General features: G+C 44.7%; 22 protein-coding genes. 12 read left to right on the top strand and 10 right to left on the bottom strand.

From position 1 onward, the window contains the following. Positions 1 to 33 precede the first annotated feature (33 nt). From metH to NQ565_RS07690, 5 genes are all read right to left on the bottom strand, one after another. Positions 34 to 2,790 carry a methionine synthase gene (gene metH / locus NQ565_RS07710; RefSeq protein ID WP_005654757.1) on the bottom strand — a complete coding sequence of 919 codons (2,757 nt, stop codon included), beginning with the start codon at positions 2,788 to 2,790 and terminating at the stop codon, positions 34 to 36. Positions 2,791 to 2,962: 172 nt separating this feature from the next. Continuing rightward, a complete protein-coding gene (gene smpB, locus NQ565_RS07705; protein ID WP_005654755.1) occupies positions 2,963 to 3,415 on the bottom strand; it encodes an SsrA-binding protein in 453 nt (150 codons plus the stop codon). A gap of 8 nt (positions 3,416 to 3,423) precedes the next feature. Beyond that, a complete protein-coding gene (locus NQ565_RS07700) occupies positions 3,424 to 3,996 on the bottom strand; it encodes a Yip1 family protein (RefSeq protein WP_016661380.1) in 573 nt (190 codons plus the stop codon). Between the two features lie 7 nt (positions 3,997 to 4,003). Further along, positions 4,004 to 4,816 (bottom strand): hypothetical protein, encoded by an 813-nt coding sequence (locus tag NQ565_RS07695; protein ID WP_117941230.1) that lies wholly within the window; start codon positions 4,814 to 4,816, stop codon positions 4,004 to 4,006. An 83-nt stretch (positions 4,817 to 4,899) separates the two neighbouring features. Continuing rightward, complete coding sequence (locus tag NQ565_RS07690) at positions 4,900 to 5,400, bottom strand: DMP19 family protein (protein ID WP_005654749.1); 501 nt, start codon at positions 5,398 to 5,400, stop codon at positions 4,900 to 4,902. Positions 5,401 to 5,613: 213 nt separating this feature from the next. Between NQ565_RS07690 and NQ565_RS07685 the strand changes: the two genes are divergently transcribed. The 5 genes from NQ565_RS07685 (at position 5,614) to NQ565_RS07665 (ending at position 10,985) form a co-directional block, all read left to right on the top strand. Beyond that, on the top strand, positions 5,614 to 6,315 hold the full coding sequence (locus NQ565_RS07685; RefSeq protein ID WP_005654748.1) for an iron-sulfur cluster assembly scaffold protein: 702 nt from the start codon (positions 5,614 to 5,616) through the stop codon (positions 6,313 to 6,315). A 19-nt stretch (positions 6,316 to 6,334) separates the two neighbouring features. Beyond that, on the top strand, positions 6,335 to 7,345 hold the full coding sequence (locus tag NQ565_RS07680; protein ID WP_005654746.1) for a GGGtGRT protein: 1,011 nt from the start codon (positions 6,335 to 6,337) through the stop codon (positions 7,343 to 7,345). Positions 7,346 to 7,577: 232 nt separating this feature from the next. Continuing rightward, a complete protein-coding gene (locus NQ565_RS07675) occupies positions 7,578 to 8,732 on the top strand; it encodes an immunoglobulin-like domain-containing protein (protein WP_005654744.1) in 1,155 nt (384 codons plus the stop codon). Between the two features lie 306 nt (positions 8,733 to 9,038). After that, positions 9,039 to 10,235, top strand: a complete 1,197-nt coding sequence (locus NQ565_RS07670; protein WP_005654740.1) for an MFS transporter — start codon at positions 9,039 to 9,041, stop codon at positions 10,233 to 10,235. Between the two features lie 117 nt (positions 10,236 to 10,352). Further along, on the top strand, positions 10,353 to 10,985 hold the full coding sequence (locus NQ565_RS07665; protein ID WP_005654735.1) for a hypothetical protein: 633 nt from the start codon (positions 10,353 to 10,355) through the stop codon (positions 10,983 to 10,985). Positions 10,986 to 11,243: 258 nt separating this feature from the next. On the opposite strand, the gene NQ565_RS07660 is transcribed toward NQ565_RS07665, so the two are convergent. Continuing rightward, positions 11,244 to 12,317 (bottom strand): sugar kinase, encoded by a 1,074-nt coding sequence (locus NQ565_RS07660; RefSeq protein WP_005654731.1) that lies wholly within the window; start codon positions 12,315 to 12,317, stop codon positions 11,244 to 11,246. Between the two features lie 164 nt (positions 12,318 to 12,481). Between NQ565_RS07660 and nhaC the strand changes: the two genes are divergently transcribed. From nhaC to NQ565_RS07645, 3 genes are all read left to right on the top strand, one after another. Then, positions 12,482 to 13,903: a Na+/H+ antiporter NhaC gene (gene nhaC, locus NQ565_RS07655; protein ID WP_005654729.1), complete on the top strand. Its 1,422-nt coding sequence runs from the start codon at positions 12,482 to 12,484 to the stop codon at positions 13,901 to 13,903. A 131-nt stretch (positions 13,904 to 14,034) separates the two neighbouring features. Continuing rightward, positions 14,035 to 14,625, top strand: a complete 591-nt coding sequence (locus tag NQ565_RS07650; protein WP_005654728.1) for a DUF4251 domain-containing protein — start codon at positions 14,035 to 14,037, stop codon at positions 14,623 to 14,625. Positions 14,626 to 14,713: 88 nt separating this feature from the next. After that, positions 14,714 to 15,376, top strand: coding sequence for a LuxR C-terminal-related transcriptional regulator (locus tag NQ565_RS07645; RefSeq protein WP_034535922.1), 663 nt, complete (start codon positions 14,714 to 14,716; stop codon positions 15,374 to 15,376). Here the strand turns inward: NQ565_RS07645 and mnmA are convergent. After that, complete coding sequence (mnmA, locus tag NQ565_RS07640) at positions 15,333 to 16,430, bottom strand: tRNA 2-thiouridine(34) synthase MnmA (protein ID WP_005654726.1); 1,098 nt, start codon at positions 16,428 to 16,430, stop codon at positions 15,333 to 15,335. The two genes, NQ565_RS07645 and mnmA, sit on opposite strands and share 44 nt — an antisense overlap. 73 nt (positions 16,431 to 16,503) lie before the next feature. After that, positions 16,504 to 17,790 carry an O-acetylhomoserine aminocarboxypropyltransferase/cysteine synthase family protein gene (locus tag NQ565_RS07635; protein WP_005654725.1) on the bottom strand — a complete coding sequence of 429 codons (1,287 nt, stop codon included), beginning with the start codon at positions 17,788 to 17,790 and terminating at the stop codon, positions 16,504 to 16,506. Between the two features lie 191 nt (positions 17,791 to 17,981). Between NQ565_RS07635 and NQ565_RS07630 the strand changes: the two genes are divergently transcribed. Continuing rightward, a complete protein-coding gene (locus NQ565_RS07630; RefSeq protein ID WP_005654724.1) occupies positions 17,982 to 19,394 on the top strand; it encodes a S41 family peptidase in 1,413 nt (470 codons plus the stop codon). Positions 19,395 to 19,423: 29 nt separating this feature from the next. Beyond that, complete coding sequence (locus tag NQ565_RS07625; RefSeq protein ID WP_005654723.1) at positions 19,424 to 20,257, top strand: DUF4595 domain-containing protein; 834 nt, start codon at positions 19,424 to 19,426, stop codon at positions 20,255 to 20,257. Here NQ565_RS07625 and NQ565_RS07620 read toward each other — a convergent pair whose 3' ends face one another. Continuing rightward, complete coding sequence (locus NQ565_RS07620) at positions 20,258 to 21,076, bottom strand: alpha/beta hydrolase (RefSeq protein WP_040315727.1); 819 nt, start codon at positions 21,074 to 21,076, stop codon at positions 20,258 to 20,260. Positions 21,077 to 21,169: 93 nt separating this feature from the next. Between NQ565_RS07620 and NQ565_RS07615 the strand changes: the two genes are divergently transcribed. Together NQ565_RS07615 and NQ565_RS07610 are read left to right on the top strand one after the other, a co-directional pair. Further along, entirely contained in the window at positions 21,170 to 22,462 is a 1,293-nt protein-coding gene (locus NQ565_RS07615) for a hemolysin family protein (RefSeq protein WP_005654719.1), read from the top strand. A 42-nt stretch (positions 22,463 to 22,504) separates the two neighbouring features. Beyond that, positions 22,505 to 22,978 (top strand): copper resistance protein NlpE N-terminal domain-containing protein, encoded by a 474-nt coding sequence (locus NQ565_RS07610; RefSeq protein WP_005654717.1) that lies wholly within the window; start codon positions 22,505 to 22,507, stop codon positions 22,976 to 22,978. Between the two features lie 150 nt (positions 22,979 to 23,128). Here the strand turns inward: NQ565_RS07610 and NQ565_RS07605 are convergent, their stop codons facing one another. Beyond that, complete coding sequence (locus NQ565_RS07605) at positions 23,129 to 23,728, bottom strand: OmpH/Skp family outer membrane protein (protein ID WP_005654715.1); 600 nt, start codon at positions 23,726 to 23,728, stop codon at positions 23,129 to 23,131. Positions 23,729 to 23,741 lie beyond the last annotated feature (13 nt).

Genomic DNA, 23,741 nt, shown 5'->3' with positions numbered 1-23,741 from the left:
TGTTCTTATATCTGCAATACGACAGTGAAAACCTCAAAACAAATTCAGCCGATTAGCCTTTGCCTCTTCAAGAGATACCGTTTCAACTTGTTTCTCCTGATTTTTCTCGCGCAACTGCTGATACTTGTTAGAAAGCTTCTTCACGAACTCTTCCTTTTGGTTAGGATTCATCAAACGGGCTGCCACCGTTGCATTCTGCGAGGCGTCTTTCAGGTGAATAACCGGAGCATGATAAACCGGAGCAATCTTTAATGCCGTGTGCAAAGGAGAAGTAGTAGCGCCACCTATCAACAATGGTACATCGAGTCCCGCCTTTTCCAATTCAATGGCAACATGTACCATTTCATCCAGCGAAGGAGTGATAAGGCCACTCAGCCCAATCATGTTTACCTTTTCCTCTATGGCCCGCTGCACAATCGTTTCAGCGGGAACCATTACTCCCAAGTCGATTATCTCATATCCGTTGCAAGCCATTACTACGGAAACAATATTTTTCCCAATGTCGTGCACATCACCTTTCACTGTAGCAAGCAACACCTTGCCGGCAGAGGCAGCCCCTTCCTGCTTTTCCGATTCAATGACAGGCTGAAGAACAGCCACCGCTTTCTTCATAGTACGTGCCGTTTTCACCACTTGCGGAAGGAACATCTTACCCGCACCGAACAAATCGCCAACATGGTTCATTCCGGCCATCAGCGGACCTTCAATGATATCTACAGCTTTAGGATAAACTTTCAAAGCTTCAGCGAGGTCTTCTTCCAGATAATCTCCGATGCCTTTTGTCAAAGCATACTTCAAACGTTCCTCTACGGTATCTTCACGCCAGGCAAGCTGAGAACTGAAGCTTGAAAGCTGGGAGTTACCGTTAGAGAGAGAACTCTTAGCCGCTTCCGCCTCGGCTTTCAACCGTTCGGCAGTCTCAATCAACCGCTCGGCAGCATCCGAACGACGATTGAGAACAACATCTTCGATACGTTCCAGAATATCGGCGGGTATATCGGTGTAAAGTACGGAAGTGGCAGGGTTTACGATACCCATATCCATCCCCTCGCGAATGGCATGATAAAGAAAGACCGCATGCATTGCTTCACGAATATAATTATTACCCCGAAAGGAAAATGAAAGATTACTGACTCCACCGCTGACATGAGCGCCGGGCAGGTTCTTCCGTATCCAACCGGTAGCACGGATAAAATCGACTGCATAGTTATTATGCTCGTCCATACCCGTAGCCACTGCAAGTACATTCGGGTCAAAAATTATATCTTGCGGATTGAAACCGCCCCTGTCTACCAACAGACGATAAGCGCGTTCGCACACCTCAATTCTGCGTTCATACGTATCCGCCTGCCCCTGTTCATCAAAAGCCATTACGACTGCGGCAGCACCGTATCGCTTTATAGTACGGGCATGTTCAAGAAACTTTTCTTCGCCCTCTTTCAAAGATATGGAGTTGACAATGGACTTTCCTTGCATACATTTTAACCCTGCAACTATCACATCCCATTTAGAAGAATCTATCATTACAGGAACACGGGCTATCTCCGGCTCGGATGTTATCAGATTGAGAAAAGTGGTCATTTCCTTTTCCGCATCCAGCAAACCGTCGTCCATATTTATGTCGATAATCTGCGCTCCGTCTTCTACTTGCTGCCGGGCGATACTTAGCGCTTCATCATATTTTTTCTCATTGATTAAACGCAGAAACTTACGTGAACCGGCAACGTTGCAACGTTCGCCCACATTGATAAAGTTGTTTTCAGGCTTTACCTCCAACAGTTCCAAACCGGAGAGCCAAAGATTATCGGGCAGAGAAGCCGGTATACGTGGCACAGCTCCTACTATCAAAGACGAATATGCAGCAATATATTCATCGGTAGTGCCACAACAACCGCCTATTATATTTACCAGCCCTTCATGAATGTACTCCCTGATCTCATCTGCCATTTCAGCCGGAGTCTGGTCGTATGTACCCAGACTGTTAGGCAATCCCGCATTGGGATAGGCACTGATATAATAAGGAGCACGAGCAGCCAACTGTTCAAGAAAGGGTTTCAATTGACGGGCTCCGAAAGAACAGTTAAGCCCGACAGAGAAAATATCCGCATGTTGCACAGAAGCCAGAAATGCTTCCAGCGTCTGTCCTGACAAAGTACGTCCGCCTATATCGGAAACCGTTACGGAAAGCATCAGCGGAACCCGGACACCTATAGCTTCCATCGCCTGCTCCGCAGCATATATCGCAGCCTTAGCATTCAACGTATCAAATATGGTTTCAATCAGCAACGCATCCACACCGGCTTCGAGCATCGCTTCCATCTGCTCACGATAAGCAGCAGCCAATTCATCATAAGTCAATGCACGAAAAGCCGGATTGTTAACATCCGGACTCATGGAGCAAGTCTTATTGGTAGGCCCGATAGAGCCTGCCACAAAACGCGGTTTATCGGGAGTTAAAACAGTAAATTCATCGGCAACTTCACGCGCCAGTTTTACAGCAGCAAAATTTATCTCACGCACATACTCCTGTACGTGATAATCGGCCATGCTGACGCTTGTAGAATTAAAAGTATTGGTTTCGATAATGTCCGCACCCGCCACAAGATACTTACGGTGAATATCCCGTATTACATCCGGACGCGTCAGACAAAGTATATCATTATTACCTTTTAACTGTCCGGGAATTTGCGCAAAACGTTTACCCCGGAAATCATCCTCCGTCAAGTTGTATTGTTGTATCATAGTGCCCATAGCACCGTCCAGAATAAGAATGCGCTCACGCACCAACATTTCAATAGAAGCCACTTTTATTTAAGTATAAAGTATGAGGTATTCTTTTTAAAGTATGAGGTATGAAGTATTAAATACGAGGTATGAAGTTAAAATACAACCGATAAAATTATCAAGATATAAATATTACACCTGCTTATACTTCAGACCTTATACTTACTATACGTACTGCTTATCGTTTGAATGCACGCGCCATATCGCGTTTGTCATCTTTTTCTTTCAAAGCCTCGCGCTTGTCGTATTGCTTCTTACCCTTTGCAAGAGCTACGACTACCTTTGCCAGCCCTTTTTCATTGATGAACATACGAACAGGAATTATGGTAAAGCCGGGGTCTTTAGAACCACGTTGCAACTTGTCCAGTTCTTTCTTTGTCAACAGCAGTTTACGCTCCCGACGTGCATTATGATTATTGTACGAACCGTAAAAATATTCGGCAATATGCATATTCTTCACCCATAACTCGCTATTGGCGAAGTAGCAAAACGTATCTACCAGACTTGCCTTTCCCAAACGGATAGATTTAATTTCCGTACCGGTGAGCACAATGCCTGCCGTATAGGTATCTACCAATTCGTAATCGAATGTGGCACGTTTATTCTTAATATTTATAGGAGCTTGTTTCATAAAATCAATCAGTTCAGCACTACCGTCAGCTTATTGAAAACGAATTCTATTACTGCCGGACAAGCTATTAACAACATGGAAGAAAGAATGGTAAACCTTAAACGGTCTTTTTCCGCTATTTTCATCAGAATAGCACTTCCTTCCCACACCACATATACAATATAAAATTGAAGCAACAGGGCTATTATACTGAAATCGGGCAATATGCCGATTATGATTTTCAGCATGAAAGACACTACCAACGCATAGCCGGCAAACTGTTGCACCAAAGGTATATCATTGTCCATAGCAAACATACGGACACGTAGCCCATTGATGAGATAGGCTGCCAAAAAATATCCCCCGAACAAGGATACCGCCACCGCACAACATTGCGTCATGGCATATTGAAAACTTTGCGGACCACCCCATCCCTTAGCCACCAAAGAGCCTATAAAGACGGACAACCCGCATAAACCAATCATAGGATAGACAAAAGCTGTAAAAACTTTTCGCCTATCCTCTAAACTAATTTCCTCCCAGGCACGTGCCGGAGAGGAAATCAGTTGCATTGCTATATGGAACAGTTCTTTGTAATTCAATTAATTATTATTGATTTGAAGGATTCCATTTAAAATTTTCAATTGTATAATCTGTATACTTCTCAGGCAATTTAGCACCATCCATATCGGTTTTTGCTTTAATTCTTATCGTTGTAGGATAGCTACCGTGCTTTCCTTTAAAATCCGACATGATTTGTTTTACATCGTAAGCTTTGTTTCTAACAGCAAAAACATCTGTCTTGGTATCAGTTCCTTTGTTATGTCTCAAATAAAAGACAAGTTCTGTACTGCTTTCATTAGATTCATCATTTATATACACCAATTCCATTGTATGCTGTTTCAACATTTCCTCCTTATTCTCCATTTTCCAAGAAATAGGCAACACGAGCATTTCAGCACCATACATCCAAGGCTTATAAGTCTGTCCGTAATTGTCTGTCGGCTCCAAAGTCACAATAGGAGCAGTTTCTGGTATAGTCTCCATATCTTCCACGGAACTTGCATATCTGGTAGAATAAGAATCCACAGCAATTGCACTGACTAACTTTATACGATAATCCTGCGGAGTAAAAGTACCACCCTCAGCTTTAGTTGCCGGAGTATCTTCCACATATTTAAAAGCAATCTGAGCTAAATCAGTACCCGACATTTTAAAGCCCTGAGCTTCCATTTCTGTAACGGAAGCCATTGTCGGATGATATGTATTGCCATATAAATCAACAAAATAACTCCCCATTACAGTGCGTACATATCCTATTCCATCATACATGCTTTCGCCGGCATCATCATTAAGACACGAAGTAAAAGAAACGCCCATTAATAAGGTAAAGGCAACCATTAAGAATTTCAATTGTTTCATAAACATTATTTTTTAGAGTTTGCAAAGATATAAAATTCAATTCACATAAGGTAAATGCAGAAACTTAAAAAATACTGCAACCGTTACTTTATTATTTTCGCAAACGACTCCAAATGTTCATCTACATAGCTTGCAACCAAAGCCGTATACTCCTCTTCTTTCTCCAGAAACTCATCTTCCAACTCATCAAAAGCCTCATACTGCTCGTACATTGCCATAAATTCGTCATCAGTACGCTCACGTTCCAAATCTTCACGATGGACATCATATATCTTTTTGGCGGCATACACCAATTTGCTTAAATCGCCCACTCCCCACAAACGCATTACTTTGGCAAACGGATTGGCAAAGATATAGCCACCATATCCGTTTTGCACCAACTGGCAGAAGCCACCTTCCATGAGTTCGTCGCGGAATATCTGATACGCCAGCAACGAATGCTGTTCTCCGGTAAGCAACGGCATCGTATCGGCAGTAAGTTCGCCGCCTATCACTCTTTTATATGCATCTGTAAATACTTGGATGAAAGCATCCATTCCCTCGCCCGCAGCTTGTTGCAAAGCCGCATCAGTAACTTCTACCATAATAGTATGTATATTGAATTAACGCTGCAAAGTTAATACAAAAACTGCAAAGTCTACTTTACATTCCACAGAGTTACAACTTATTATTACCTATTTTTAATAAAAAAGTCAAATTGAACGGTTGGCAGAAAGCAAGAAAACGACTACCTTTGTGACCGTTTAATAAAACATAGAACTACGTTTTTTAAATTATAACTTAAAAAAGAGCTAATTATGACTTATTCACACGAAGTGGAACACATGTGTGTTGTAAAGAAAGGTCCTAACCACGGACCGGCTCCCATACCCGAAGAAGGCAAATGGGTAAAATCAAAAGAAATAGTTGATATTTCAGGTCTGACACATGGTGTAGGTTGGTGTGCTCCTCAGCAAGGTGCTTGTAAACTGACTTTGAACGTTAAAGAAGGTGTCATCCAAGAAGCATTGGTTGAAACAATCGGCTGCTCCGGTATGACTCACTCGGCTGCTATGGCTGCTGAAATCCTTCCGGGCAAGACAATCCTTGAAGCATTGAACACCGACCTCGTTTGCGACGCTATCAATACAGCAATGCGCGAACTCTTCCTGCAAATCGTTTACGGTCGTACTCAGTCTGCTTTCTCTGAAGGCGGTTTGATTATCGGTGCCGGTCTGGAAGACTTAGGTAAGGGATTGCGCAGCCAGGTAGGTACTCTATACGGTACTTTGGCAAAGGGTCCCCGTTACCTGGAAATGGCAGAAGGTTATATCAAGACTATTGCTCTTGACAAAAACGATGAAATCTGCGGATATGAATTCGTTCACATGGGTAAATTCATGGATGAAATCAAGAAAGGTACTGATGCCAACGAAGCTTTGAAGAAAGTAACCGGTACTTACGGACGCTTCACTGCAGAACAGGGAGCTGTTAAACACATTGATCCACGTCACGAATAATATAAGGAGGAAAGAAACTATGATTAGAGAAGTAAAATTTGAAAGTCAAGACCGTCGTATCAAAGGTATCATCGAAGCCTTGAACGCCAACGGCATCAAAGACATAGAGGAAGCTAACGCCATCTGCGAAGCTGCCGGACTCGATCCTTATAAGACGTGTGAAGAGACTCAGCCTATCTGCTTTGAGAACGCAAAATGGGCTTATGTTGTAGGTTGTGCCATCGCTATCAAGAAAGGCTGCAAGAACGCTGCAGATGCTGCCGAAGCAATCGGTATCGGTTTGCAGGCATTTTGTATTCCGGGTTCTGTAGCCGACGACCGCAAGGTAGGTATCGGTCACGGTAATCTGGCTGCCATGTTGCTCCGCGAAGAGACTAAGTGTTTTGCTTTCTTGGCAGGTCACGAATCATTCGCTGCTGCAGAAGGTGCAATCAAAATCGCAGCTAAAGCTGACAAAGTACGTAAAGAACCTTTGCGTTGTATCCTGAACGGTTTGGGCAAGGATGCTGCACAAATCATCTCCCGTATCAACGGCTTTACATATGTTCAGACTCAATTCGACTACTATACAGGTGAACTGAAAGTTGTTCGTGAAATCGCATACAGCGATGGTCCTCGTGCCAAAGTAAAATGCTACGGTGCTGACGACGTTCGCGAAGGTGTGGCTATCATGTGGAAAGAAGGCGTAGACGTATCCATCACAGGTAACTCTACCAACCCGACCCGTTTCCAGCACCCTGTTGCAGGTACTTACAAGAAAGAACGCGTTCTTGCAGGTAAGCCCTATTTCTCAGTAGCATCCGGTGGCGGTACGGGTCGTACGCTTCACCCGGATAACATGGCTGCCGGTCCTGCTTCTTACGGCATGACGGACACTATGGGTCGTATGCACTCTGACGCTCAATTCGCTGGTTCTTCATCAGTTCCCGCTCACGTGGAAATGATGGGATTCCTGGGTATCGGTAACAACCCGATGGTAGGATGTACAGTGGCTTGTGCGGTTGACGTGGCTACTGCCTTGAACAAGTAATATAATACATTACTAATATATAAATCCCTGTAACTGTAATGGTTATAGGGATTTTTATTTTATATCCATTACAATACTTATCTCCCTATTCTGATACTCATTTCTTCTTATAATAGGCGGTGATTGAATGATGGCAATAAAATAAAAGCGCAATTCAGATTGCTAATGAGTTGTGCTTTTATTATTTTTGTCTTTGGTATCTTAGTGTTAAACGAATAACTACATACGCACTATGAAACAGATATTATTTTTATTACTAATAACCCTATGTTCTTGCCATTCCACTACTTCTAAGAAAGGGCAAGAAAATGAAGCAGACAGCAGCCTGTTACAAGAAGAGTTGTATCCAGACAGTATTTTTAAATTTAAACCTATTCCAACGAAAGAAGAACAAGAACAACCATCGGAAACAACATCCTTTGTCCTGCAACCTGTTCCGCGTGATATTCCTACGGGAGAAGCCGTCAGTCCTACTTCACTTTCCATGCAGACAGAATACGATTATTATCCACTGTCAACTACAGAAGTGAAACTAACCGTTACCAATTATTCCCAACAAGAGTATATGTGTGGAAACGATTACAGCCTTACCTATTACAATAATGATAAACGACAATGGGAAACATTGCCAACCGACCCGATTATTGAAGATATAGCTTGGATATTAGACCCTGAATATCCTTCGGGAGAACAGACAATCAAGCTTTATACTTCCAAAGTTCCTAATCGTGCTGGCAAATATCGTATCTACAAAACTTTCAACAGAAACGCCCAAGTTGCTTATGCAGAGTTTGAATTAGTTGATGAAGCCGGAGCCAAACGGCTGAGAAAACAGATGGATGCCGCCTCTTGGAATGGCAAGACAATTTCATCACAGAATATTTATGGCTCTGGTATGCGCGGTGATTCAATCTTTGTGAATCTGATTAATAATTCCATTCATTTTCAAAAATTATTCAGAAAGGAGATGCTTAACTATTCTGCCATTAACTATGGAGCAGTACGCAAACCTTCCCCCTTTACACAAAGAGCATATACCGACACACTGCAAATAAGCATGAAAACCGAGAAACCTGTTTACCCGATTGGAACAGAAAGTGTAAATGTAATACTAACCAACAAGAACTTAAGCCAACAAAATTTATTCTTTGGCGAATATTATTTTGTAGCACGCAAACAGGGAGAACAATGGATACCATTACATGACAACAGTTTGGTGCACGACATTGGCATTATATTGAAACCTGACGGTGATTACCATTTCAAAGCCAAACTCTATCCATTGTTCAATGACAATACTTCCGGTCAATATCGGGTTTACAAGGAAGTGGAATTTAACGGTACAAATAAGAAGTGGTATATGGCAGCAGAATTCAAGATTGAATAAAAATAATAGCATAAAACCATTACTGTTTTTCAGACAGATTAATATCCTTACAAGTATCTGTCACGCCTATATACCTGTTATAAGAAAACAAAAGCCATACACAATAACAGATAAAACGAAGTATAACCTATTAGTTCTCAGCATGAAACTTTTAGTTTCGCTAAAGGAAACAAAAAATCCCAACTGGCAAAACATCTATTTTCCTTTCACTATCTTTATATTAAGATAGAATGCGGCTCAGCACAGTCAAGTTTGAAAACTGTGTTTTCACTTGCCTCTGCTCTCGCCTTTCACTATCTTTGCCGCATGAAAACGGAATTAAAGGAAAACGGAGGGCTCCCGGCACATATACTCTGGACGCTTGCTATCGTGGCAGGTGTCTCTGTAGCCAATCTGTACTATAACCAACCCTTGCTGAACGTAATACGCCACGAGCTGGGCGTGTCCGAGTTCAAAACCAACCTTATTGCCATGATAACGCAAGTGGGCTATGCTATCGGTTTGCTGTTCATCGTGCCATTGGGCGACCTCTACCAGCGGAAAAAGATTATCCTGACAAACTTTACCTTATTGATATTCTCGCTCATCGCCATAGGTGCGGCCCCCGACATCTACATCATATGGGGAGCTTCGCTCATCACCGGAATCTGCTCCATGATACCGCAGATCTTCGTGCCGATAGCTTCCCAGTTTTCCCGTCCGGAGAATAAAGGACGCAACGTAGGCATCGTCATATCCGGTCTGCTCACCGGCATACTCGCCTCGCGCGTCGTCAGCGGGTTTGTCGGCGAAGTGCTGGGTTGGCGCGAAATGTACTTCATTGCGGCAGGCATGATGATGCTGTGCGCCATTGCCGTGCTGAAAATACTGCCGGACATACAGCCTACATTCCAGGGAAAGTACGGCGATTTGATGAAATCCCTGTTCTCCCTTATCAAAGACTATCCGTCTTTGCGCATCTACTCCATACGCGCAGGCATTGCATTCGGCTCTTTCCTCGCGATGTGGTCGTGCCTCGCATTCAAAATGGGACAAGCCCCGTTCTATGCCGACAGTGATGTTATCGGCATTTTGGGACTATGCGGAATAGCAGGTGCATCTACCGCATCCCTCGTAGGGAAATATGTGAAAAAAGTAGGAATACGCAACTTCAACTTTATCGGCTGCGGTCTGATTCTACTGGCATGGGCATCGCTCTACTTCTGCGGCAACACCTATGCCGGCATCATTGCCGGCGTGCTACTGATAGATATCGGCATGCAGTGCATCCAGCTCAGTAACCAAACGAGCATTTTCGATATATGCCCTTCGGCATCCAACCGGGTAAACACTATTTTCATGACAACCTATTTCACCGGCGGTTCATTGGGGACCTTCCTCGCCGGCAGTTGCTGGCAGACCTGGGGCTGGGTAGGAGTAGCAGGCATAGGCACGGTGCTGACCCTGCTGTCTCTTCTGATTACCATCTGCCACAAAGAGCAACAGCATGCCCTATTCCCTTGATATTTTTTCATGGAAAACGCAAAAAAAATTTCAAATTGCTTTGATTTTCTCCATAATTATTATACATTTGTCGAATACAGATTTAATTAATAAACATTTATCTAAAATCATCTAATTATGGAAACACACAAGAAAATCACAGTGACAGGAGTTCTTTCCGAAGGTATCGGCTTAGGCATTAAAAATGCAGTATCCATGTTGGGAGCTACTGTTCTCTGGCTGCTCACCATTTGGATTCCTTACCTGAATGTAGGCACAACCATCGCTATGAACACCATTCCCATTGAATTGAGCAAAGGAAAGGTTATTTCCCCCTTATTCATCTTCGACGGGAAATACCGTAAGTACATGGGGGAATATTTCACCTTGATAGGTTTGATGTACCTTGCCATTATTCCCGCCTTGTTTTTCATGATTATACCGGGGATCATCATATCCATAGGCTGGTCGCTCGCAATCTACATCTTACTCGATAAAGGCGTGGCTCCGGGCGAAGCCATGATTCGAAGCAACAAAGCCACTTACGGTTACAAATGGACTATCTTCGGCGTATCATTCCTGTTGGGACTGGCTTTCTATGTCCTTATGATGATTATCTTCAACATAGCAAGCGGCGGATTTGCAATGCTCCTTCTCTTCATCATCGCCATTGTATACACTGTGGCAGCACTTGGATGTACCGCTGTCATTTACCGCAACCTGACGGCAGAAGCACAGCCGGAAGCAACGGAAACTGCGGCAGAAGTATAAACAGCTATTGAAAAACACACCCAAAAGCCCCTTTCGCTTTTAAGAGGGTATGTCAAAACTAAAATTCGCTTACGATTTTTTAGGCACGGAATTACACAGAATTCACGGAAACACAAATTACACGGTAAACACAGATTTTCTTTATTCTTTTTTCGTGAAATCCGTGTAATTCCGTACCTAAAAGAAATCATTAAATGTATTTTGACACCCTCATACGGAACAGCGAAAGGGGCTATTGTCTGTCGATATTTCCTCTTCTTATCTCGATACCCGTCCCGATGTATTTCCATTCATCAGGCTTTCCACCTCATCCACCGTCACCAGATTGAAGTCTCCATAAACGGTATTTTTTAATGCGGAAGCGGCAAGAGCAAAATCCAATGCCTTCCGGTCATCATCCGGATAAGTGATCAGACCGTATATCATACCACCCACAAAAGCATCACCAGCGCCTACACGGTCTGTTTCATGTTCAATATCATAAATGCCTGTATGCTTCAAAGTGCCATCGGAATAAAGAACAGCAGCAAGCACGTTATGATTGGATGTTATGGAATTACGCAATTCCAGAAACACTTTTTGACAACGCGGGACAAGTCGCTCCACCTCTTGTCCGAACTTCTCGAAAGATGGCAAATCAGACTCAAAAGAAACATCGGCGGTATCAACAGCTCTAAATCCTACGGGCTGTATGCCGAGAATCTCCTGATACTCAGGTTCTGCGCCGAAAATGACATCGCTGTACTGCACCAACGGCTGCATCACTTCGGCAGCAGTACAACCGTAGTTCCAAAGTTTCTTGCGGAAATTCAAATCACACGAGATGGTAAGCCCCATACGGTCGGCTATTTCAAGCGCTTCCCGGCAAGCGTCGGCTCCCTCTTGCGAAAGGGCGGCAGCAATGCCCGACCAATGAAACCAGCCTGCATCGGCAAAAATGGTTTCCCAATCGATCATACCCGGACGAAGCGTGGCGAAAGAAGAACCCTCGCGGTCGTACACCACATTGGAGTTTCGGAAAGCTGCGCCGCATTCCAGATAATACAATCCCAAACGTTTACCGCCAAATACAATACCGTCCGTCCCCAGCCCGCTGGCACGAAGCGAATTGATACATGCACGCGACACGGCATTATCGGGCAGACGGGTAACAAATTCCGTAGGAATGCCGAAGTGCGCCAAAGACACTGCCACATTAGCCTCACTGCCACCATATGTAGCAATAAATTCATTAGTCTGCGAAAAGCGGCGGAAACCGGGCGTAGTAAGCCGTAGCATAACTTCACCGAAAGTAACGACTTTCTTATCGGTGGAAAGGGATTTCTTTTTCATAAGTCTTATATATTCAAAAGCATCAATGGGAAGTCAAATATACTATCAAAATTCCAAGTAAACGCAAAGAATTGATAATATTTATTGGCAGGAAAGGAAAATAGAAAGGTATTAGGCAGTTTTGTTGTATTTTTGTCACGTCATATTTACAGTAAGATTATCGCATGAGTACAACAAAGAAAATTCCTTCCCCTCTTGTATCCTTTCTCCCCATCGTCCTCTTAATAGGAATGCTGTTTGCCACCATCCGCACTTTCGGCAGTGACGCTTTGAGCGGCGGAAGCCAGATATCCCTGCTCATCACCACAGCCGTTTGTGTCTTTATAGGCGTAGCTTTCTACCGGATTCCCTGGAGAGATTACGAAATAGCCATTACCAACAATGTGGCGGGAGTGACTTCCGCCATTATCATACTGCTGATTATCGGTGCGCTGAGCGGCGTATGGATGATTAGCGGAGTAGTCCCTACTCTCATATACTACGGAATGCAGATTATACATCCGGACTTCTTCCTCACCTCCACCTGCGTTATCTGCGCATTGGTGTCCATCATGACGGGAAGTTCGTGGACCACCATCGCCACTATCGGCATCGCCCTCCTGGGAATAGGCAAGGCGCAAGGGTTTGAAGAGGGCTGGATTGCAGGTGCCATTATTTCGGGAGCGTATTTCGGCGATAAAGTATCGCCGCTGTCGGATACAACGGTACTTGCCGCATCCGTCACGGACACTCCGCTGTTCCGCCATATCCGCTACATGATGATTACCACCATTCCGTCGCTCGTCATTACGCTGGTTATCTTTACGGTAATGGGATTTGCCTGCGAAACCAGCGGTACGGAGCAGATAGCCGAGTTTACCGCATCGCTGAATGCCAGATTCCACATTACGCCGTGGCTGCTGATTGTTCCGGTGGTTACGGGAATATTGATTGCACGCAAAGTACCCTCTATCATCACCCTGTTTCTATCCACGCTTCTGGCTGCAACTTTCGCTATTATATTTCAGCCCGAACTGCTGCACGAGATTTCCGGAAACAATGATTTGTTTGAAGGGACAATGATGAGCCTGTACGGCAGTACCAGCCTGCAAAGTGACAGTGCCATGCTGACTGAGCTGATTGCCACACGGGGCATGGCAGGAATGATGAACACGATATGGCTCATTATCTGCGCCATGTGTTTCGGTGGAGCAATGACGGCAAGCGGTATGCTGGGAAGCATCACTTCCGTATTCGTCCGGTTCATGAAGAATACGGTCAGTGTGGTAGCATCCACCGTCGGTTCGGGAATATTTCTCAATCTTGCCACAGCCGACCAATACATCAGCATCATCCTTACCGGAAACATGTTCAGCAACATCTACGAGAAGAAAGGATACGAAAGTCGCCTACTGAGCCGCACCACGGAAGATGCCGTTACCGTAACCTCGGCCCTCATCCCGTGGAACACGTGCGGAATGACTCAGGCCACCATTCTGAGCGTACCCACACTGACCTATCTCCCCTATTGTTTCTTCAACCTCATCAGCCCGCTGATGAGCATACTCGTTGCGGCAATCGGATATAAGATAGTGAGAAGGAAATAACTTCATAGCCCCGCCGCCAACTCCTTAAATCTCATAAAATTAAAAAAGAGAGTGAACAATCGCGGATGGGCATTGTTCTTGCAATAAACTTATAACGAACAATATAATTTAAACCTAAACAAAAATTAAGTATGAAAAAGTTTATTGCATTAGCAGCATTAGTATTGATGAGCATGGTGACAACCACCGTGTATGCACAAGAGAGTAACGCACAACGCCGTGCAGACCGCAAAGCCCAAAGAGACGCAGAGCGCGCACGCCTGAAAGCGGAACAGCAGGCAGCCGACGCGGTCTCCTACGATGATGCCGTAGCAGCGCTGAAAGCACAGAAGTTTGTATTGGAAGCCAATCAGGTAATGTTCCGCAACGGGCAGACGGCTTTCGTCACTTCCAACACAAACTTCGTATTGGTAAATCAGGCACGCGGTACGGTACAGGTGGCTTTCAACACGGTTTATCCCGGTCCTAACGGTATCGGCGGCGTAACAGTGGACGGGACGGTATCGGACATGAAAATGTCTACCGACAAACGCGGCAACATCAACTGTAATTTCAGCATCCAGGGTATCGGCATCTCCGCACAGATATTCCTTACGCTGACCAACGGCGGTAATAATGCAACCGTTACCATCAGCCCGAACTTCAACTCCAATACTATGACTTTAAGTGGCAGCCTGCTGCCGTTGAACCAATCGAATATCTTTAAGGGACGTTCCTGGTAGCCCTATTACAATATATATATTCCCAACTCCGCTGCAAGTCGCTTAAAAAGTGTACATTTGCAGCGGAGTTTTATATATTATATTCATCATGAGAGAATTTATCATCGCGGACAATCAAGATATAACCAAAGCAGGCATGATGTTTCTGTTGAGCAAACAGAAAGACACCGCCTTGCTGCTGGAAGCCGACAATAAAGCGGAGCTTATACAACAGCTACGGTTACATCCCGAAGCGGTGGTTATATTGGACTATACACTGTTTGACTTTACCGGCGCCGATGAACTGATTGTATTGCACGAACGCTTCAAAACAGCGGACTGGTTACTGTTTTCCGACGAACTGAGCGTCGGCTTTCTGCGACAAGTATTGTTCAGCAGCATGGCATTCGGAGTAGTGCTGAAGGACAATTCCAAAGAAGAGATACTCACAGCACTGCAATGCGCTTCACGTAAGGAACGCTTTATATGTAATCACGTCAGCAACTTATTACTCTCGGGAAATAACCAGTCGGCTGCTCCCCACCCCACTCTGCAAAACGCTCTGCTGACGCCTGCCGAAAGAAGTATTCTGAAAGAGATTGCATTAGGAAAAACGACCAAAGAAATAGCAGCCGAAAGAAACCTCAGTTTCCATACCGTGAACAGCCACCGGAAAAACATCTTCAGAAAACTGAATGTGAACAATGCCCACGAAGCTACGAAATATGCTATGAAAGCGGGCATTGTGGATTTGGTGGAGTACTATATCTGATTTCCCCGCTTCCGATACAAAGCTTGGCAGCCTCATCATATACAACGCCAAACTGGCCGGGAGCTATGCCCTGCAACTTCTCATCTGAAACAATACGATAGCCTGTTTCGTCCTGCCACAGCCTGCCGCCGATAAATCCGGGAGCATGGCGTATCTTGAACGTAACCGGAATCTCATCTTTAATGCCTTCCCACGGATTTTCCGTAATAAAATGAAAATCCTGCATACTGAACTCATGTCCGTATTGCAGTTCCGTATCATATCCGTGCGACACATAAATTACATTCTCGTCCGTATCTTTACGAACCACAAACCAAGGTCCGCCACTCAAGCCCAAGCCTTTACGCTGACCGATAGTATGAAACCAATAACCGCGATGCGTACCCAGTATCTTTCCCGTTTCCAACTCAACAATCCGGCCTTCCTTTTCTCCGAGGAAACGACGGACAAAGTCATTATAATTAATCCGTCCCAAGAAACAGATTCCTTGACTGTCTCGTCTTCGGGCACTGGGCAACTGAGCTTTCAAAGCAATATCGCGCACTTCCTGTTTCATCAGTCCGCCCAACGGGAACATCAGTTTGGACACTTGCAGGTAGTCTATCTGCGCAAGAAAGTCCGTCTGGTCTTTTACGGGGTCGAGGGCTGTTCCCAGCCAGGTCTTTCCATTCTGCAGAACGGTAGTAGCATAATGTCCGGTTGCCGTAAAGTCGAAGTGCCTGCCGACCCGCTGTTCAAAGCAACCGAATTTAATCAGCTTGTTGCACATCACATCCGGATTCGGAGTGAACCCGCGGCTAACTTTTTCAATAGCATAAGCGGCTACATTATCCCAGTACTCCCGATGTAAATCGACAACTTCCAGCGAAAGACCGTAACGGCGCGCTACGGCAGAAGCCATCTCCAGGTCTTCCTCTGCCGAACAGTCCATATACTCGGCATCATCCTTTCCTATCTTTATATAAAACAGAGAGGGACGGTGACCTTGCTCACAAAGGAGATGTACGACAACCGAACTGTCAACACCCCCGGATAATAAAACGGCAATATTCATATTAATAATGTATCTAACATTTCATCCGACGAACAAATGGTTTCATCGGACGAAATGCTCTTTGGTTCCGGACTTAAATTTTCTCCAACGCTTGGGACAAATCATCCAACAAGTCATCTATATGCTCCGTCCCTACTGAAAGGCGTACCGTTCCCGGCTTGATGCCCTGCTCTGCCAATTCCTGTTCATTCAATTGCGAATGGGTGGTAGTAGCGGGATGTATGACAAGCGACTTTACATCTGCCACATTTGCCAATAATGAGAATATCTGCAAGTTGTCAATAAATGTCTGAGCTTCCTTCTCTCCACCCCTTACCTCAAAGGTAAAGATGGAACCTGCTCCTTTCGGGAAATACTTCCGGTATAACGCATGGTCCGGATGATTTGGTAAAGACGGGTGGTTCACAGCCGCCACTTTAGGATGATTCTTCAAAAACTCCACCACTCTCAGCGCATTCTCCACATGGCGTTCCACACGCAAAGAGAGTGTTTCCAAACCCTGCAAAAGAACAAAGGCATTGAAAGGACTGATGGCAGCTCCGGTATCGCGCAACAAAACGGCACGGATACGGACAGCATATGCAGCCGCACCTGCCGCATCGGTAAAGCGCACGCCATGATAGCTCGGATCGGGTTCGGTCAGTTGCGGAAATTTACCGGAAGCCACCCAATCGAACTTGCCGCCATCTACAATAACACCGCCTAAAGAAGTACCATGCCCGCCAATAAATTTTGTGGCGGAATGTATCACAATATCAGCACCATGTTCGATAGGGCGAATCAGATAAGGAGTACCGAAGGTGTTGTCGATAATCAAAGGGATTTTATGACGATGAGCGATTTCGGCAACAGCACCAATATCAATAACATTGGAGTTAGGATTTCCCAATGTCTCGATAAACACGGCCTTTGTATTCTCCTGAATAGCTTTCTCGAAGTTGGATAAATCGCTCGGATCAACAAAGGTGGTCGTGACACCGTAAGCCGGTAATGTATGCGCCAGCAGATTGTATGTTCCGCCATAAATGGTTTTGGCGGCTACGATGTGGTCACCTGCACGCGTAATATTCTCGAAAGCATAGGTCACAGCCGCTGCACCGGAAGCAACCGCCAGCCCTGCAACACCGCCTTCAAGGGCGGCAACACGTTGCTCGAATACTCCTTGTGTGGGATTCGTTAGTCTGCCGTAGATGTTCCCCGGCTCTTGCAACGCAAAGCGGGCGGCTGCATGTGCCGAGTTGCGGAATACATACGAAGTAGTCTGATAAATAGGTACGGCACGCGCATCTGTAGCGGGATCGGGCTGTTCTTGTCCTGCATGAAGTTGCAGTGTCTCAAAATGTAAATTCTTTGTGTCCATTGTCAGTTGTATTTATGAGAGGATAGAAGCCTGTTTCCAATCCTCCCCGATTTATACTCGGATGTTGCAAAGATAGAGGGATAAAACCAAGCAAGCTATGACATACAATAGGGAATTTTATACCATATTTGTGGTAGATACAAGAAGTATTCGCTATTTTTGCGGACGAAAACCAAATGATATAGAGACTGATGAAGATAAGGAAGCTGTTATATTTTCCCTTACTGGGACTCCTTGCACTGACAAGCCTGTTTTCCTGCGGAGAAGACCGCTGGAAAGAATACTATCCGCTGACAGGGCGTGACCTGTGGATGGACAGCCTGATGCGGGAAGTCTACTTATGGTACGAGGATATTCCGGCTGCCAACAGTCTGAACTATTTTCAGGCTCCGGACGCTTTCTTAAAAAGTATCTTATCAAAAAACGATAAAGGTTTTTCCACCGTCGATTCAATAATGGATACGCCGTTGCCAAGTTATGGTTTTGACTACACATTATATAAAGTGGCTACCAGCGACACAACCTATACTGCCCTCGTATCATACGTGGCAAAGAACTCTCCCGCCAAGGATGCCGGACTGGAACGCGGCAACTGGATAATGCTTGTCGACGGCGACTCCATCACCAAAAAGACGGAAGAAAGGCTTATAGATGGCGGTGCACGAACATTGCGCATCGGAAAGTATGTGATAGTAAAAGAGGAGAACAACGGCGGCACAGAGGGGGATACGGAAAACGGAGAGAACGAAGAAGAAGAAGATAAAGAGGTAGGAATCATACAGGAAACAGGAGATGTTGCACTCCCGGCAGTCCGTCCGGTAACGGAGAGCGCCATCTATGACACAAATTTTATACAACTGAAAGGCACTGATTACAAGATAGCCTATCTGGCATACAACTCTTTCACTGCCGGCACTGCGGAACAGAGTGAGAAGTACAACAATGAGTTACGTGCTTTCTCCCAAGAATGCAAGCAACGCGGCATTAATAATCTTGTACTCGACTTCCGCTATAATTCCGGTGGAGAAATGGAATGCGTGCAACTTCTCGCAGATATCCTTGTACCTGCCGATAAATTGGAAAGCCCTTTTGCTTTCTTGCAATATAATGATAAGCAAAGCGCCCAAAACCGTGACCTGATATTGGACTCCCAACTCTTGCAAGGCGGAGTCAATCTGAATCTGCCCACCGTTTATATCATCACAAGCGGAACCACTGCCGGTGCAGCGGAAATGCTTATTAACTGCCTGAAACCCTATATGAAGGTAGTGCTCATCGGACAGACAACCAAAGGAGAATACGTGGCTACGGAAACTTTCATCAATCCCAAATACCCCTGGGCGGTACGTCCGGTCGTATGCGAAGTATTCAACTCTAACGGAGAAGCGGACTATAGCGCAGGCTTTAAGCCGGATATCGCTATCAACGAAACATCCTACCTGCAATACTATCTGCCCTTAGGCGAGCCTGACGAAATTTTGCTCCATACAGCCCTGCAAGTCATAGCTGGAATTGTCGAATTGCCGACCCCAAAAACAGGCACTGCCATAGTCCGGAGTTTCACCACTCAAAAGAACCTGCGCAAGGGGTTGATTGTCAAATAGCAGAAACAATGAATTAAACAACGGAAATAATGAGAAAAATAGTCTTTGCATTGTCAGTTGTACTCACAGTAATGACAGCTTGTGAAGACAATCATGACTCTACCGTCAACGGAAACCGCTCTACCGTACCCTTTTCCAAAATTCAATTATCGGAAAAAAGTACCTATGAAGCGGGAGTACCTACAGTAACCACCACTCAAACCTACTCATACAGTCAGGGACAATTGACCGGATTCACTATCGTACAAAGTTATTCGGTTCAAGGCGAACCGATGTGCATTGAAAACGCAGCATCAGTAACTTATAGTGAACATCAGGCTGTAGTAACGGATAATTTCGGCAATGTGTCAGTCTATACCCTGGACGACAAAGGATACGCCACCTCATGTACACGGCAGGAAAACGGTACGATCCGCACCTATACTTTCTCGTATTTCACCGCTCCGGAAGGTAAATATTACCTGAAAAACATAACCGAAAGCATCAATGACGGCGTATACGCATCCATCGACATAGACTACGGCAACTATCAGGCATTGCGCATCCTGCAAAAGACAGATGCTTACGGGCAGGCATATACGGCTACCACTCCGGCAAATGACGGAATAAATAATCTGTCAGGAGTTCCCTGCCTGTTTCTCGCCGAATTATATCCGCTTTCGCTACATACAGCCGCTCTATACGGGAAATTCCTGGGAGAGCCGTTTCCTATTTTAATAGACCGGATTATCCCCGATGGAAATAAAGAGGTCACCAATTATATCTTCTCTTTTGACAAACGCAATCTCATGACTTCCTGCAAAGAAGTCATAAACAGTTACGGCACGGATTATACCCGTACCGTAAGCTATGTGATTGAGTAATCATCTGCTAAAGAATTTGCAGAAAAACAGAATGTGATAATCTATGGAATTATTCCAATACGTACCGGTATGACCGCCGGGACGTGTTATAAAATCGTGGTCTATCTTGCACTCCAGCAACCTTTTGTGCAGATTCCTGTTCACATCAAGGAAGAAATCGCTTTCACCGCAATCGACAATCAGAGCCAAATCACCGTTCTTCAGTTTATCAACCTGATTGATTACCGTATGACTATCCCATACCGCTTCATTGGCGGCAAGCTCGCCCAACTGCTTCTTCATTTCCCAGTTATCAGGAAACGGACGGATATCCACTCCGCCACTCATACTTCCCGCCGCACCGAATATGTCGCTGTGGCGGATGGCATTCCACAACGCACCGTGTCCACCCATACTCAAACCGCTGATGGCACGCGCACTCTTCTTGGGAATCGTAGCATAATGCTCATCCGTATACTTCACCAGTTCCGAAGAGATGAAAGTTTCATAACGATAAGCGGAATTCCGGGGACTGTCCCAATACCAACTGTTCTTACCATCGGGACATGCGAATATTACGCCTTTTTCATCGGCAATCCGAGGCAGCTCCGGCTTGACACCCATCCACGTACGTGCGTTGCCTCCATAACCGTGCAACAGATAGATTACCGGACAAGCTTGCGGATTTCCGGCAACGGCCTTATCCGGAAGGATATAAACCACCTTTACCTCCCTGTTCATCGAAGGACTTTTTACAAACACAGTGTCTACACGTGCGGCATGTACACTTAAAGCCAGCACTTGCAATAAGAATACGAACAGATAAAGTTTGTTTTTCATGCTATTTTGTTTAATCTTCTTAAGGAACGGCAATATTAATAATAAATATCCAAAAAACATTATCTTTGTACACAAACAATTTGTAATCCAAACATGGAATTTATCATTATTCTATTTCTACTTATCCTGAATGGCATCTTTGCCATGTACGAAATTGCATTAGTATCTTCAAGTAAAGCACGCTTAGAGACTCTTGTAAGTAAAGGAAACAAAAGTGCAAAAGGGGTTTTGAAACAACTGGAAGAGCCCGAAAAATTTCTATCTACCATTCAAATCGGCATTACGCTGATTGGTATCATATCAGGTGCATATGGCGGCGTAGCCATAGCCGATGATGTAACTCCGCTATTTGCCATGATTCCCGGCCTGGAATTGTATGCCAAAGACCTGGCAATGGTTACTACAGTAGCCGTTATCACCTATTTGTCGCTCATTATCGGAGAGCTGGTTCCAAAATCAATGGCACTGAACAATCCGGAACGCTATGCCACCCTGCTCAGTCCTTTTATGATTATCCTGACAAAAGTATCCTATCCGTTTGTCTGCCTCCTCAGTGCTTCAACCAAACTGACAAACAAGCTTATCGGCATGAAAGACGGGGAAGAACGGCAGATGACACAGGAAGAACTGAAAATGATTTTGCATCAAAGTTCCGAGCAGGGCGTTATCGACAAAGAAGAGACCGAAATGCTGCGTGATGTTTTCCGCTTCTCGGACAAACGTGCCAACGACCTGATGACGCACCGACGCGATGTAATCGTGTTGCACCCCTCCGACACGCAAGAAGAAGTGCTTCGGATTATCCAGGAAGAGCACTTCAGCAAATATCTGTTGGTGGAAAACGGCAAGGACGAAATCATAGGTGTTGTTTCTGTAAAAGATATTATCCTGATGCTGGGTGGTGAGCAACCGTTCAATCTTCGCACAATTGCGCGTCCGCCCTTGTTTATTCCCGAAAGTTTGTATGCCAAAAAGGTTTTAGAGCTATTTAAGAAGAACAAAAACAAGTTCGGAGTTGTTGTAGACGAGTATGGCAATACAGAAGGCATTATCACTCTGCATGATTTGACGGAAAGTATCTTCGGCGATATTCTGGAAGAGAACGAAACGGAAGAAGAGGAAATAGTGGCCAGAGCCGACGGTTCCATGCTGGTAGAAGCTTCGATGAATATAGATGACTTTATGGAAGCAATGGGGATATTGAATTATGATGACCTGAAGGAAGAGGACTTTACCACTTTAAGCGGGCTCGCCATGTTCCTTATAGGACGCATCCCGAAAGCCGGTGACATTTTCAGCTACAGAAACCTGGAGTTTGAAATAATGGATATGGACCGCGGCAGAGTAGACAAACTGCTCGTTATTAAACGGAATGATGAAGAATAACGCCACCGGCGTCTCTTTATATTAATTTAAACCATTAAAGCAATGAAAAAAGTAATGATGATTGCAGCGATTGCCGCTGCATTGGTATCCTGCCAATCAAAAGGAAATCAAAACAACAACACCATGGACGAAGGCGTAATGACTGTTGCCGGCAACGATTCTTCCGCAGTAGCCGTTTATGAAGGCATACTTCCAGCTGCCGACGGTCCGGGTATCCAGTATGTGCTGAGTGTAGACAGTGTAGGCCCTAACGGTGAAAGCGGCTATACATTGGTCACAACTTATCTGGATGCGGAAGGACAGGGAAAAAACACCTCCTTCACCTCCAAAGGAAAACGTCAGGTTATTCAGAAAGACGTTAACAATAATAAGAAAACCGCCTATAAGCTGACTCCCGACAACGGTGACTCTCCCGTGTACTTCGTGGTTGTAAACGACACCACATTAAGACTGGTAAACGATAGCCTGCAAGAGGCTGTAAGCGATTTGAATTATGATATCGTACAGGTAAAGTAAAACAGTTGCCACTGAATATAAAAAAGGAAGTTAACTTCATGCCAAGCATGATATTAACTTCCTTTCTTTATGATATAAACTTATTACGGTTATCTTCTTAACTCATTATATCAACCAAGCTAACAGAATACTCCGCAACTATTTTCCAACTTATTTCTTTGGAGAAGAGTATCTTGCATTCAGACCGTCCAAAATTTCACGGGTAATGTTATAAATGCTGTCGGCATACAACAGATTGTCAAAACCGGTGTTGCTGATAATCATACTGTAACCCTTAGTCTTGTTATACTCCTTCAGGAAAGCATTGATAGAATCACGCAACTGCAAGCTGTTCTTTTCGTTCTCGCTCATCAGTTCAGCCTGCAACTTATTACCTAAGTTCTGCAAATCCTGTTCCAATTTGGCAATACGGTTATACTCCTGCTGGGCGCGTTCCTGCGTCAGATAAGCGTTGTTCTGAACTTTTGTCTGGAATTCCTGTTTCTGACGGTCGAGGTCCTTTGCTTTCTGGTTCAAAGTCAAACGTACATTTTCGCTCTTCTTCACCATTGCCTCATTCAAATCGACGCAGTAGTTATATTTTGCCAAAAGCGTATCTATTTCTACATAAGCAATTTTCATTCCGGACAGTCCGGCTGCCTGTGCTGATGCATTAGTCGTCTGATTATCCGCTTTACCGGCGCATTGAGAAAATAAAACGATTAGTGCAAGAGCTGCCAAACCGTTTACGAGGTAGTTTAATCTCTTCATAATTTGTAAAAAT

The organism is Bacteroides stercoris ATCC 43183, assembly GCF_025147325.1.
Classification (GTDB): Bacteria; Bacteroidota; Bacteroidia; order Bacteroidales; family Bacteroidaceae; genus Bacteroides; species Bacteroides stercoris.
The sequence above is the reverse complement of the archived record's forward strand: the minus strand, read 5'-3'. Positions and strand labels throughout refer to the sequence as shown.

What these genes read in the sequence shown, in the direction of transcription:
- metH (WP_005654757.1), bottom strand. Translation starts at nt 2,790, where the DNA reads ATGTTGGTGCGTGAGCGCATTCTTATTCTGGACGGTGCTATGGGCACT.
- smpB (WP_005654755.1), bottom strand. Translation starts at nt 3,415, where the DNA reads ATGAAACAAGCTCCTATAAATATTAAGAATAAACGTGCCACATTCGAT.
- NQ565_RS07695 (WP_117941230.1), bottom strand. Translation starts at nt 4,816, where the DNA reads ATGAAACAATTGAAATTCTTAATGGTTGCCTTTACCTTATTAATGGGC.
- NQ565_RS07690 (WP_005654749.1), bottom strand. Translation starts at nt 5,400, where the DNA reads ATGGTAGAAGTTACTGATGCGGCTTTGCAACAAGCTGCGGGCGAGGGA.
- NQ565_RS07685 (WP_005654748.1), top strand. Translation starts at nt 5,614, where the DNA reads ATGACTTATTCACACGAAGTGGAACACATGTGTGTTGTAAAGAAAGGT.
- NQ565_RS07680 (WP_005654746.1), top strand. Translation starts at nt 6,335, where the DNA reads ATGATTAGAGAAGTAAAATTTGAAAGTCAAGACCGTCGTATCAAAGGT.
- NQ565_RS07675 (WP_005654744.1), top strand. Translation starts at nt 7,578, where the DNA reads ATGAAACAGATATTATTTTTATTACTAATAACCCTATGTTCTTGCCAT.
- NQ565_RS07670 (WP_005654740.1), top strand. Translation starts at nt 9,039, where the DNA reads ATGAAAACGGAATTAAAGGAAAACGGAGGGCTCCCGGCACATATACTC.
- NQ565_RS07665 (WP_005654735.1), top strand. Translation starts at nt 10,353, where the DNA reads ATGGAAACACACAAGAAAATCACAGTGACAGGAGTTCTTTCCGAAGGT.
- NQ565_RS07660 (WP_005654731.1), bottom strand. Translation starts at nt 12,317, where the DNA reads ATGAAAAAGAAATCCCTTTCCACCGATAAGAAAGTCGTTACTTTCGGT.
- nhaC (WP_005654729.1), top strand. Translation starts at nt 12,482, where the DNA reads ATGAGTACAACAAAGAAAATTCCTTCCCCTCTTGTATCCTTTCTCCCC.
- NQ565_RS07650 (WP_005654728.1), top strand. Translation starts at nt 14,035, where the DNA reads ATGAAAAAGTTTATTGCATTAGCAGCATTAGTATTGATGAGCATGGTG.
- NQ565_RS07645 (WP_034535922.1), top strand. Translation starts at nt 14,714, where the DNA reads ATGAGAGAATTTATCATCGCGGACAATCAAGATATAACCAAAGCAGGC.
- mnmA (WP_005654726.1), bottom strand. Translation starts at nt 16,430, where the DNA reads ATGAATATTGCCGTTTTATTATCCGGGGGTGTTGACAGTTCGGTTGTC.
- NQ565_RS07635 (WP_005654725.1), bottom strand. Translation starts at nt 17,790, where the DNA reads ATGGACACAAAGAATTTACATTTTGAGACACTGCAACTTCATGCAGGA.
- NQ565_RS07630 (WP_005654724.1), top strand. Translation starts at nt 17,982, where the DNA reads ATGAAGATAAGGAAGCTGTTATATTTTCCCTTACTGGGACTCCTTGCA.
- NQ565_RS07625 (WP_005654723.1), top strand. Translation starts at nt 19,424, where the DNA reads ATGAGAAAAATAGTCTTTGCATTGTCAGTTGTACTCACAGTAATGACA.
- NQ565_RS07620 (WP_040315727.1), bottom strand. Translation starts at nt 21,076, where the DNA reads ATGAAAAACAAACTTTATCTGTTCGTATTCTTATTGCAAGTGCTGGCT.
- NQ565_RS07615 (WP_005654719.1), top strand. Translation starts at nt 21,170, where the DNA reads ATGGAATTTATCATTATTCTATTTCTACTTATCCTGAATGGCATCTTT.
- NQ565_RS07610 (WP_005654717.1), top strand. Translation starts at nt 22,505, where the DNA reads ATGAAAAAAGTAATGATGATTGCAGCGATTGCCGCTGCATTGGTATCC.
- NQ565_RS07605 (WP_005654715.1), bottom strand. Translation starts at nt 23,728, where the DNA reads ATGAAGAGATTAAACTACCTCGTAAACGGTTTGGCAGCTCTTGCACTA.